General features: G+C 37.1%; 3 protein-coding genes and 2 rRNA genes. 3 read left to right on the forward strand and 2 right to left on the reverse strand.

Translation table 11 applies throughout. The features are described 5' to 3' along the window. A 16S ribosomal RNA gene (locus tag HNQ80_RS25450) occupies nucleotides 1-91 on the reverse strand; the annotation flags it as partial. Between the two features lie 778 nt (nucleotides 92-869). Between HNQ80_RS25450 and HNQ80_RS25455 the strand changes: the two genes are divergently transcribed. The 3 genes from HNQ80_RS25455 to ndk all read left to right on the forward strand — a co-directional run bounded on the left by HNQ80_RS25455 (nucleotide 870) and on the right by ndk (nucleotide 3,121). Then, nucleotides 870-1,043 carry a hypothetical protein gene (locus tag HNQ80_RS25455; RefSeq protein WP_184314069.1) on the forward strand — a complete coding sequence of 58 codons (174 nt, stop codon included), beginning with the start codon at nucleotides 870-872 and terminating at the stop codon, nucleotides 1,041-1,043. Between the two features lie 359 nt (nucleotides 1,044-1,402). Further along, entirely contained in the window at nucleotides 1,403-2,581 is a 1,179-nt protein-coding gene (locus HNQ80_RS25460) for a pyridoxal phosphate-dependent aminotransferase (RefSeq protein ID WP_184314071.1), read from the forward strand. A 132-nt stretch (nucleotides 2,582-2,713) separates the two neighbouring features. Further along, nucleotides 2,714-3,121, forward strand: coding sequence for a nucleoside-diphosphate kinase (gene ndk / locus HNQ80_RS25465; protein WP_184314073.1), 408 nt, complete (start codon nucleotides 2,714-2,716; stop codon nucleotides 3,119-3,121). Between the two features lie 232 nt (nucleotides 3,122-3,353). Here ndk and rrf read toward each other — a convergent pair. After that, a 5S ribosomal RNA gene (rrf, locus tag HNQ80_RS25470) occupies nucleotides 3,354-3,446 on the reverse strand; the annotation flags it as partial.

Raw genomic sequence — 3,446 nt, forward strand, 5'->3', positions numbered from 1 at the left:
CATAGCAAGCTAATCATCAGCTCCGCTCGACTTGCATGTGTTAGGCACGCCGCCAGCGTTCATCCTGAGCCAGGATCAAACTCTCTATAAAAAATCTTCTGGTTTGAGTTGTAAGTTCCAAGTTGTAAGTTGTAAGTTTTAGGGACTATCTCTTAGGTCTTTCGACCCTAAATACTTTCCCTAGCAACTTTCAACTGACAACTAAAAATTCATGCCGGCTTAATTCTTACACTGTGTAGTTTTCAAAGACCAAAGTTTGTGTCGCTCGTTTTGGCGACTTATATAGATTATCATGTTTTCGATATTATGTCAACAAGTTTTTTTATGATAATTTTTATAGCTTGTTTCTCGTGACGACAAAATCTATCTTACCACGTTTCTTACCTCAAATCAACTGGTAATTTTTCCTACCCGCTGACCCTCACCCCTTAAAAAGGGCCGGAAGAATAATATAGCATAATCTAACGATAGCGTCAATCTATTTAATTTGTCCAAATTATGTAAATCATTATAGGATTTATATCTGGCCTCTATTATTCATTTTATATCCTATAAATCAATTATCATCATTTATATCCTAGTCGTGCCTTCTTTCCTCTGCATGTCTTCATAAACAGCCCAAAACACTTACCCCTTCTCATTGAGTTTCTTATCAAGTATTGTTTGAAGTAGTCGTATATGCTATTATTAATACTTGTTGTATCTTTGAATATAACCAAAACTATTGTTCAAATTTTCAAAGTATTTTTTTAAAAAAGTGCATGATACTATTTACAAAAGAGTATATTTTTTATAAAATAGTATGTATAAATATACACACATACTTCCATCTGTTTACTGCTTGTATACAATATTTAGGAGGAATGGTAATGAAGAAAGCATATCAATCTAATAAGCCTACTATCGAAAAAAAAAGCAACCAGACTACAAAGGAATATAAGATTGTCAGCAATTCCTTTGATTCCAGTATAAAAAGTCATTCTATTATGGATCAGAATAGGAAAAGTCGTATTCAAGCCTTTTCTACCCTATCATTTAAGTAGGATTCATCATTTCTTGCTGTGTATAATTCTACATTCATTCTAAGCAGAAGTGTAATTATGCTTCTGCTTTTTTATATACTTTTATCCTTTCAGGTACATAACTTATGTTGTTTTGCTGATTCTATATTAAGAATAAAATGTCTATCGATAATTTGTTTTCTTTAGGAAATCAAAACCATAATTTCCTGGATAGGAACATACGTTTCACTTACTCACATTATCAACATTTTATCCACAGCTCATGCACAATTTATCCACACTTATCACCATAGATAAGTCTTCCCTTTATATCTATTGCACTGAATGTCATATTGGGTTAGAGTATGGATAGAAAATAATTCACTATAAGGAGGATTCCTATGCTATCTGCAAAGTTAAAAAACATTACTCCCTCTTTTACAATCGGTATCAGCACAAAAGTTCAGCAGCTCAAACAGCAAGGTATCGACATCATTAGCTTGAGTATCGGAGAACCCGATTTCTTAACACCAGAAGCTGCAAAGGAAAAGGCTATTGAAGCTATTCATCTCAATAAAACCAAGTATGATGCCGCATCGGGTTTAACAGATCTGCGTAAAGCTATACAGAACAAGTTACTCCAGGAAAACAACGTCTCTTATGAATTAGATGAAATTGTTGTGTCCAATGGTGCTAAGCATGCCATCACCAATACTTTGCTAGCTATTCTAGATTATGGTGATGAGGTTATCATACCAAAACCTTTCTGGGTCAGTTATCCTGAAATGGTGAAACTTGTGGGTGGTACCCCTATTCTTCTTGACACAAAGAAAGAAAATCAATTCAAAGCAACACCTCAAGATATAGAATCTGTTATTACTGACAGAACAAAAATGATCTTTATCACAAACCCCTCTAATCCTACAGGTGCTGTATATACCAAAGAAGAACTAATAGCAATATTAGATATTTGTTTGAAGCACAACATCTATATCTTAGCCGATGAAATTTATGAAAAAATTTGCTATACTCCTTCATTTACTAGTATTGCTTCCTTATCCTCGGAAGCTAAAGATATTACAATCACCGTGAATGGTTTATCGAAGTCTGCGGCCATGACGGGTTGGAGAATCGGCTATACTGCTTCCAATAAAGAACTTGCAAAGGCCATTGCATCTATTCAAGGCCACTTGGTCTCTCATCCCAGCACAATTTCTCAATGGGCGTCTGTTGCAGCTTTAACAGAGTGTCATGATCAAATGCAAGAAATGATTCGTACTTATAAGGAAAGAAGAGATTTGGCAGTAATCGCCTTGAATAAAATAGATTCCCTTAGCTATATCTATCCCGATGGTGCCTTCTACATATTCATCGATGCTTCTGCTTTAAGAGACAAAATACAATGGACAGATAGTTTCTCTATCGAATTCTCCAATATGCTCTTGGATAAAGCTCGGGTTGCAGTTGTACCTGGCATTGCCTTTGGTATGGATGACTTTATTCGGATTTCCTATGCCTGTGATACCAATGAACTATTGGAAGGTATTCGCCGAATCCAGCAATTCATTGAAAATCTTTAAGCTTTATACAATAAAAACTGTCTCTATTTATCATGGGGACAGTTTTTTATGCTTCAATTCCTAATGTAGGTATTAAACGATAAGACTTCAGGGTATAATTCGTATAAGTCTATCAAATAGAGGGGGAGTACTGTGGAGAGAACACTAGTCATTATTAAACCCGATGGTGTAGCAAGACATCTCGTAGGCGAGATTATTAACCGCTATGAAAGAAAAGATTTTAAACTGCTTGCCGCAAAGCTCATTGCAGCTGATGCTTTGTTATTGGAAAATCATTATGCTGAGCATAAGGGGCGTGCCTATTTTCAAGAACTGATTGATTATATGTCTGAGGGTCCAATCATGGTTATGGCATGGGCAGGAGCATCTGTCGTCGAAATCATCCGCCTCATGAATGGGGATAAGCATCCTAGTAAGGCTTCTCCCGGCACCATTCGTGGCGACTACGCCCATGACTTAACCAAAAATATTGTCCATGCCTCTGATAGTCCAGAGACAGCAGAAAGAGAAATTGCTATCTGGTTTCCCGAACTTGCATAATAGAATAACGCTGTTAAATTATCATGTTCGCCTTCTATGAATATCCCTTTGTAGGGACAGACAGGGTCGTCCGTCTGTTGGCATGACCAAAATATCTTCGGATGGACAGTCCTCGCCGTTCCTTGTTTTTTTGCACCTATTATTCGGAACGATGAGGACGTCGTTCCCTACAGCAAAAAAGAAAGAACGCAAGACGACTCATTTTCGTCTTGCGTTCTTTATGTAATGACCAAACCAGCGACGACCTACTCTCCCAAGGGGCTACCCCCTAAGTACCATCAGCGCTGAAGGGCTTAACTTCTGTGTTCGGTATGGGAACAGGTGT

It is taken from the genome of Anaerosolibacter carboniphilus (genome assembly GCF_014205875.1).
Lineage (GTDB): Bacteria > Bacillota > Clostridia > Peptostreptococcales > Thermotaleaceae > Anaerosolibacter > Anaerosolibacter carboniphilus.